The 7,060-nt window shown below is 75.0% G+C and carries 6 protein-coding genes; 2 read left to right on the forward strand and 4 right to left on the reverse strand.

Features of this window, described 5'->3' with window-relative positions:
- Positions 1-61: 61 nt before the first annotated feature.
- Together ABWI04_RS40995 and ABWI04_RS41000 are read right to left on the reverse strand one after the other, a co-directional pair.
- Entirely contained in the window at positions 62-1,444 is a 1,383-nt protein-coding gene (locus ABWI04_RS40995; protein WP_345181236.1) for a metallopeptidase TldD-related protein, read from the reverse strand.
- A 5-nt stretch (positions 1,445-1,449) separates the two neighbouring features.
- Positions 1,450-2,949 (reverse strand): TldD/PmbA family protein, encoded by a 1,500-nt coding sequence (locus ABWI04_RS41000; RefSeq protein WP_353835786.1) that lies wholly within the window; start codon positions 2,947-2,949, stop codon positions 1,450-1,452.
- A gap of 159 nt (positions 2,950-3,108) precedes the next feature.
- Between ABWI04_RS41000 and ABWI04_RS41005 the strand changes: the two genes are divergently transcribed.
- Complete coding sequence (locus tag ABWI04_RS41005; RefSeq protein WP_345181191.1) at positions 3,109-3,813, forward strand: beta-ketoacyl-ACP reductase; 705 nt, start codon at positions 3,109-3,111, stop codon at positions 3,811-3,813.
- A 5-nt stretch (positions 3,814-3,818) separates the two neighbouring features.
- Complete coding sequence (gene fabI, locus ABWI04_RS41010; protein WP_345181193.1) at positions 3,819-4,607, forward strand: enoyl-ACP reductase FabI; 789 nt, start codon at positions 3,819-3,821, stop codon at positions 4,605-4,607.
- Between the two features lie 45 nt (positions 4,608-4,652).
- Here the strand turns inward: fabI and ABWI04_RS41015 are convergent, their stop codons facing one another.
- Together ABWI04_RS41015 and ABWI04_RS41020 are read right to left on the reverse strand one after the other, a co-directional pair.
- Positions 4,653-5,285: a hypothetical protein gene (locus ABWI04_RS41015; protein ID WP_353835787.1), complete on the reverse strand. Its 633-nt coding sequence runs from the start codon at positions 5,283-5,285 to the stop codon at positions 4,653-4,655.
- Between the two features lie 119 nt (positions 5,286-5,404).
- On the reverse strand, positions 5,405-7,060 hold a 1,656-nt coding region (locus ABWI04_RS41020; RefSeq protein ID WP_353835788.1), incomplete at its 5' end, for a helix-hairpin-helix domain-containing protein.

Consider the following 7,060-nt stretch of genomic DNA (forward strand, 5'->3'; position numbering starts at 1 on the left):
GCCGGCGCCGGGACCGGCCCGGCCCCGGCGACGCCCTCGCGCCGTCCCCGGCCGCGGCGGCTCAGGTGGCCTGGCTCACCGTCGACATGTGGAAGTCGGGGACCCGGATCGCCGGCATGGCGGTGCGGGTGAAGTAGTCCGACCACTCGCGCGGCAGCGTCGGCCCCGTCTCGCCGACCTCGGAGATCCGCGACAGCAGGTCGACCGGGCTCTCGTTGAACCGGAAGTTGTTCACGGCCCCGACGACCTCGCCGTCCTCGACGAGGTAGACGCCGTCGCGGGTGAGGCCGGTCAGCAGCAGGCTCTGCGTGTCGACCTCCCGGATGTACCACAGGCACGTCAGCAGCAGCCCGCGCTCGGTGCGGGCGATCATCTCCTCCAGGGACGCGCCGCCGTCCGGACCCCTCATCGACAGGTTGTCGACGGCGGGGGTGAGCGGCAGGCCGGTGCGCTCGGCGGAGTGCCGGGTCTGGGCGAGGGACGCGAGGGCGCCCTCGCGGATCCAGTCGGTGGGGCCGAGCGCGAGCCCGTTGTCGAACACCGAGGACTCGCGGCTGGAGGCGTGCGCGATGACGAACGGGGCGCACTGCATGCCCGGCGCGGCCGGGTCGCTGGACAGGGTGACCGGCAGGTCGCTGAGCCGCTCCCCGACGCGGGTGCCGCCGCCGGGGGCGCTGAACACCGTCCGGCCGTCCTGCGCGTCCTGGGCGCCCGCCGACCAGTACAGGTAGATCATCAGGTCGGCGACGGCGGACGGCGGCAGGATCGTCTCGTACCGGCCGGCCGGCAGGTCCACGCGCCGCTCGCCCCACTCCAGCCGCCGGGCGAGCCCGCCGGTGAGGCCGGCGACGTCGACGTCGGTGAAGTCCCGGGTGCCCACGCCCGCCCACGCCGAGCCGCCCGCGCCCTTGGCGTTCAGCTCCAGCAGCCCCGTGGGCTGGTCGTGGCGCAGCCGCAGCCCCGCCGAGGAGCCGAGGAACGTCGAGGTGAGGACGTGGTTGGCGAACCCGTACAGGCGCCGGTCGCCGGCCTGCGCGGCTGCGAACGCCTCGCCCAGCGCGGGAGCGAAGCCCTCGAACACCCCGATCCCGGTCTCGGCGGGCTCGTCGTCCCATCCGGCCGCGCCGGAGGGCGGCCCCTCGGAGACCAGCGGCCGGGCGTCCTCGGCGGCCTCGTTGCCGGCGGCGTCGGCCTCGGCGGCGCGCACCAGGTCCTCGATGCCGTCGGCGCCGACGGCCGACCGCGACACCACGCCCGCCGCCACGCCGTCCGCCGTGTTCCGCAGCGCGATGACGGTGAGGCGGCTGGAGCGGGTCACGCCGTTGGTGGTCAGGGTGTTGCCCGCCCACCGCAGGTTCGCGGTGCTCGCCTCGTCGGCGATGACGACGCAGTCGTCGGCGCGCGACAGCGACAGGGCCCGCTCGACGGCCTCCTGCGGCCTGATCGTGCTCACTGGCCGGCCTCCTTCAGCGCGTTGAGGATGTTGACGCCCCGGAACAGCGCCGACGGGCAGCCGTGGCTGACCGGCGCGACCTGCCCCGGCTGGCCCTTGCCGCAGTTGAACGCGCCGCCGAGCACGTAGGTCTGCGGCCCGCCGACGGCCTCCATCGAGTTCCAGAAGTCGGTGGTGGTCGCCTGGTAGGCGACGTCGCGGAGCTGCCCGGCGAGGCGGCCGTTCTCGATGCGGAAGAACCGCTGCCCGGTGAACTGGAAGTTGTAGCGCTGCATGTCGATCGACCAGCTCTTGTCGCCGAGGATGTAGATGCCGCGCTCGACCCCGGAGATCAGCTCCTCGGTGGACGGGCCGCCCTCGGCGGGCTTGAGCGAGACGTTCGCCATCCGCTGGATCGGCATGCTGGACGCGGCGTCGGCGAAGGCGCAGCCGTTGGAGCGCTCGGCGCCGGTGAGACGGGCGATGCGGCGGTCGGTCTGGTAGCCGGTGAACAGGCCCCCGGAGACGATGTCGAACGACTGGGCCTGCACGCCCTCGTCGTCGTAGCCGATGGTGGCCAGCCCGTGCTCGGTGGTCCGGTCCCCGGTGACGTTCATGATTTCGGAGCCGTACCGCAGCGTCCCGAGCTTGTCGGGGGTGGCGAACGAGGTGCCCGCGTAGGCGGCCTCGTAGCCGAGCGCCCGGTCCAGCTCGGTGGCGTGCCCGATCGACTCGTGGATCGTCAGCCACAGGTTGGACGGGTCGACGACGACGTCGTACACCCCCGGCTCCACCGACGGCGCGGCGAGCTTCTCGGCGAGCAGTTCGGGGATGCGGGCGAGCTCTCCGTCCCAGTCCCAGTGCTCGCCCGACAGCCACTCCCATCCGTAACCGGCGGGCGGCGCCAGCGTGCGCATCGTGTCGAACAGGCCGCCGGCGATGCCCACGGCGTTGACGACGGGATGCAGCCGGACGCGCTGCTGGGTGGTGACCGTGCCGGCGAGGTCGGCGAAGAACTTGTTCTCCTTGACCTGCAGCAGGGTCGCGTCGACGTGGTCGACGCGGTCGTCGCCGAGCAGCAGGCGGCTCCAGCCCGCCAGCAGCGCGACCTTGTCGACGGTCGGCACCTCGAAGGGGTCGGTCTCGTAGGCCGAGACCCAGGTGCGCTCCCCGTGGACGGGCTCGGGCGCCAGCTCGATGGGCTCGCGGTTGACGGCCCTGGCGACGGCGGCGACCTCCACGGCCTGCGCGGCGACGCGGGCGGCGCCGTCGGGCGTCAGGTCGATGCCGGCGGCGAAGCCCCAGGTGCCGTCCTTGACGACCCGGACCGACAGCCCGACGTCGTCGGCGTCCAGGGCGGTCTCCAGGGCGGCGTCGTGGAGCCGGAGGGTCTGGCTGCGGATGCGCTCCAGGCGGAAGTCGGCGTGCTGCGCGCCCAGCTCCCTGGCGCGGGACAGCGCCGCGTCGGCCAGCGCGCGAAGCGGCAGCGCGGTGAAGGCGGGATCGATGTCATGCACCCTCCGCAACCTACCGTCCGCGCCCGTCCCGCCGGGGGCCCGCGCGCCGCGCGAACAAAGGGAGGTGAGCGGATCTTGTCGGTTCGGCACATCCGCAGCGGCCGCACGGGCCGCTAATGTCGTGCAGCAGCCAACGAGCAGTACAACGAGAGGGTCCTGATGAGTCGCTCTGTCCTCGTGACCGGCGGTAACCGGGGCATCGGCCTCGCCATCGCCCGCGAGCTGGCCGCGGCGGGCGACGCGGTCGCGGTCACCTACCGGTCCGGAGAGCCGCCCGAGGGGCTGTTCGGCGTCCGGTGCGACGTGACGAGCGCCGAGGACGTCGACGCGGCCTTCAGCAAGGTGGAGGCGGAGCAGGGGCCCGTCGAGGTGGTCGTCGCCAACGCGGGGATCACCAAGGACACGCTTCTGGCGATCATGAGCGAGGAGTCGTTCACCTCGGTCCTCGACACCAACCTGACCGGGTCGTTCCGGGTGGCCAAGCGCGCGGTCAAGGGCATGATGCGCAAGCGCGCGGGCCGGATCGTGCTGGTCTCCTCGGTCGTGGGGCTGCTGGGCTCGCCGGGGCAGTCCAACTACGCCGCGTCCAAGGCCGGCATGGTCGGGTTCGCGCGCTCGCTCGCCCGCGAGCTCGGGTCCCGGGGCATCACGGTCAACGTGGTGGCGCCCGGGTTCGTCGACACCGACATGACGGCGGTGCTGACGGAGGACCAGCAGAAGGCCATCACCGCCGCGGTGCCGCTCGGCCGCATCGCGAAGCCGGAGGAGATCGCCAAGGCCGTCCGGTTCGTCGCCAGTGAGGACGCCGCCTACATCACCGGGGCCGTGATCCCGGTCGACGGCGGCCTGGGAATGGGGCACTGACAGTCATGGGAATCCTCGAAGGCAAGCGCATCCTGGTCACCGGCGTCCTCACCGACGCCTCCATCGGCTTCCACGTCGCGCGGATCGCGCAGGAGCAGGGCGCCGAGGTGGTGCTGACCGCCTACCCGCGGCCCACCCTCACGCAGCGGACCGCCAAGCGGCTGCCGTCCGGCCCTGACAACCCGCCGCCGGTGCTGGAACTCGACGTGACCGACGCCGACCAGCTGGGCGCCCTCGCCGGGAACCTGCGCGACAGCGGCTTCGACCGCCTCGACGGCGTGGTCCACGCGATCGGCTTCGCGCCCCAGACCGCGCTCGGCGGGAACTTCCTGGAGACGCCCTGGGAGGACGTCGCCACCGCCGTGCACGCCTCCGCGTACTCGCTGAAGTCGCTGACGATGGCGTGCCTGCCGCTGATGAAGGACGGCGGCTCGGTCGTCGGCCTCGACTTCGACGCCACCAAGGCGTGGCCGGTCTACGACTGGATGGGCGTGGCCAAGGCCGGCCTGGAGTCGTGCGCCCGCTACCTGGCCAAGTACCTGGGCCCGCAGGGCATCCGGGTGAACCTCGTCGCCGCGGGACCGCTCGCGACGATGGCGGCCAAGAGCATCCCCGGTTTCGAGGGCATGACGGAGCTGTGGCCGAAGGCGGCCCCGCTCGGCTGGGACATCAAGGACAGCGAGCCGACGGCCCGCGCCTGCGCGGCCCTCCTGTCGGACTGGTTCCCCGCGACGACGGGCGAGATCGTCCACGTCGACGGCGGGCTGCACTCCATCGGCGCGCCCTCCATGTGACCCCGGTGGCCGCGCCGGACTCCGGCGCGGCCGAGGGAGCCGTTCTCAGCGGGCCCCGCGCCGGCGGCGGAGGGCGCGGCCCGCGACGCTGATGTTGAGCGCGCCCACGGCCCCGGCGGCCCCGGCCGCCGCGGCGATCAGCATCATCTGGCCGTTGTCCTGGCCGGTGGCGGCGACGGGGGAGATGAGGCGGGTCTGCGGCATGGCGGCCGTCCCGCCGACGGCGTTCGGGTCGGCCGCGATCTCAGGGGTGGGCAGCACGCCGGGCAGTCCCGCCGCGGTGGCGGGCGCCTGCCCGGAGTACGGCTTGAGTCCGCCCGGCCCTGTCATCGGTGCCGGGCCGGGCACCGCGCCCCTCCCGCCGCTCGGCGCAGAGGGCGCCTTGCGGGGGGCCTTGGCGGGCGCCTTGGCCGGCGTCCTGGTCTTCTTCGTGGTCTTCTCAGGGGCGGGCTTCAGGCTCTTGGTCGGCGCCGGCGTCGGCGCGGGCGTCTTCGGGGTGAGCGCCTCGCGCAGGTTGCCGAGGTTGCACTTCCAGTTCTCGACCGTGCTCTCGGGGTCGACGCCCTTCTTGCACGTCTCCGCCGCCGCCTCGGCCGCCGGGGCGGCGAGGACGAGGACGAGCGCCCCCGCCGAGACCGCCGCCGACGCCGTTCCGAGCCGCCTGAGCCGCTGGGGCATGTCGCTCCTCCACCCGATGCCGTGCCTGACCCTTGTTGACCCTGTCCCTTGTTGACATCGTGTCCCATACGGGGTCGTCCGTAAACCGCGACACGGGGGTTTCTTTACCCATCAGTACCTCACTGGGCCACCAGCCTCGCGAGCCTGGTGCGCCGCGCGGGCGCGTCCTCCTCACGGACGGCCCTGGCCAGGGCGGGTCCGGCCGCCTGCACGACGGACAGGTGGCGGCGCGCGAGGCCGAACGCGGTGGCCACCAGCGGCCGTGACAGGCCGTCCGCGCCCAGGACCGCCACCACGCCGGGCCGCCGCGTCCCGCGCGCGAGCGCCACGGGCACCGCCCAGCCGTGCCGCAGCCGGGACGCCTCCGCCGGGGCGACGACCGCGGCGCCTCCCGGGAAGTCGACCTCCAGCCCGTGCGGGCCGCCGCCGGTCACCACGCCCGTCTCGCCGAGCGGCGCCTGCGGGAGCGGCGCCGCGACGACCACGCGGTCGCCGGGGTCCAGGCCGCCGAACGCGCCGGGACCGGGGTTCAGCCGGGCCTTGAGCGCGGCGTTCAGGGCGCCCGCGCCCGCGTCCCCGCCCGCCGCCGGGGCGACGACCTGGACGTCCTCGACGGGGATGCCGAGGGCGCGGGGGATCGAGTCGGTGACGAGCTGGACGGTCCGGTGCACCGCCTCGCCGGCGTCCTCGGCGGGCACGATGACCACCTCGCGGCCCGGGGCGTCCACGGCGGTCAGCTCGCCGCCGCGCACCGACTCGGTCAGGACGCCGAGCGGGCCGGACGGCGGCTCCGCGTCCAGCGCCACGACGGGCACGGTCTCCGACGCCTCCAGATCGTCCAGCGGACGGCCGGGCCCGGCGGGCGGCGGGGCGCCGGGCTCGCGGCACAGCACGAGGTGGGCGCCGTCGGGGCACGCCTCGGCCAGCACCGCGCACAGCTCGACGTCGAGCGCCGCGCCGTCCGCCACGACGAGCAGGTCGAGATCGAAGGGCCGCTGCTCGCCGCGCCCGTAGACGACGGCCCCGGGCGCGGCCGAGGGGTCCTCGCGCGGCTCCAGCAGCCGGTGCAGGCTGGTGACCGCGACGCCCTCCGCCGCGCCGGCGGGGAAGGCGGCCGCGAGATCGGCGGCGGCGCGGTCGGTGGGCGCCGCCACGGCCGTCCGCAGGCCCTGCGATGCCGCGGCGGAGGCGATCCCGGCGATCGTGCGGGCGAGGCCGTCCGCCGCGCCGGACAGGATGCTGACGCCGGTGCGCAGCGCGGCGGTGAGGGCCAGGGAGCGGTCCTCGGGGAGCCCGTCGCGCAGGCCCTTCAGGGCCGCGTCGTCAAGCAGCGGCGCGGCGGTCAGCGTCAGGCGCTGGAACCCCTCGGCCGCCGCCTCCTCCGCGAGCGCCCACCGCGCCGGGCCGAGCGTCTCCTCCGGCTCCGGCGGCTCGGCGCCCTCCTCGAACGCCTCCTCGTCGAACTCCGGCTCCTCGGTCAGCGCCAGGACCTCCGCCTCGTCCAGCGCCGCGTCGACGGCGCGCCGCGGGTCGGGGAAGCGCAGGCGCTCCAGCGCGGTCAGCACGTCGGCGGCGGGCGTGACCGTGTGGCCCTGGCGGGCCGCCTCCGTCAGCAGGTGCAGGACGAGGGCCCCGCCGCGGCGGGGATCGTCCGGGCGGGCGTCCTCGCCGAGCAGGGCGCGGGCGAAATGGTCGGCCTGGCCGGGCCGGACGCCGGGGACGCTCAGCAGGCGCCACGGGTCCTCGCGCAGCCGTCCGGCGGCGCCCGGCCCCAG

It is taken from the genome of Actinomadura sp. NPDC000929 (assembly GCF_040492065.1).
Lineage (GTDB): Bacteria > Actinomycetota > Actinomycetes > Streptosporangiales > Streptosporangiaceae > Spirillospora > Spirillospora verrucosospora.

Bases quoted from the DNA above. Each gene is read 5' to 3' on its own strand.
- ABWI04_RS41015 (WP_353835787.1), bottom strand. From the start codon at position 5,285: ATGCCCCAGCGGCTCAGGCGGCTCGGAACGGCGTCGGCGGCGGTCTCG.
- fabI (WP_345181193.1), top strand. From the start codon at position 3,819: ATGGGAATCCTCGAAGGCAAGCGCATCCTGGTCACCGGCGTCCTCACC.
- ABWI04_RS41005 (WP_345181191.1), top strand. From the start codon at position 3,109: ATGAGTCGCTCTGTCCTCGTGACCGGCGGTAACCGGGGCATCGGCCTC.